The following is a 268-nucleotide window of genomic DNA, read 5'->3' on the forward strand; positions in this document are numbered from 1 at the left end:
CTGATAGTCGAGCCAGTGATAGCTATAATCAAGCTCTATCACAACGCCGTGTTGATGCGGTCAAATCAGTATTGATTACTGAGTTTGGTATTACACCTGACCGTCTTAGCGCTGTTGGTTATGGCGAATCAAAACCAAGAGCTAGTAACGACACAGTAGAAGGTCGTCAACTCAATCGTCGCGTAGTCGCCATTGTTGAAGAGCGCCCAAGTAACTAGTACATCAAAGATACTTTAACTACTTACGTTATCTAATAAAAAATTAAGCG

Annotated in this window: 1 protein-coding gene; it reads left to right on the plus strand. The window is 41.8% G+C overall.

Features of this window, described 5'->3' with window-relative positions:
- Positions 1–218 (plus strand): OmpA family protein (locus SB749_RS19620; protein WP_410711780.1); only part of this gene is annotated, 218 nt, incomplete at its 5' end.
- Positions 219–268: the final 50 nt, after the last annotated feature.

Origin of the sequence: Brevibacterium sp. SIMBA_078 (assembly GCF_046534565.1) — a bacterium.
GTDB lineage: Bacteria > Actinomycetota > Actinomycetes > Actinomycetales > Brevibacteriaceae > Brevibacterium.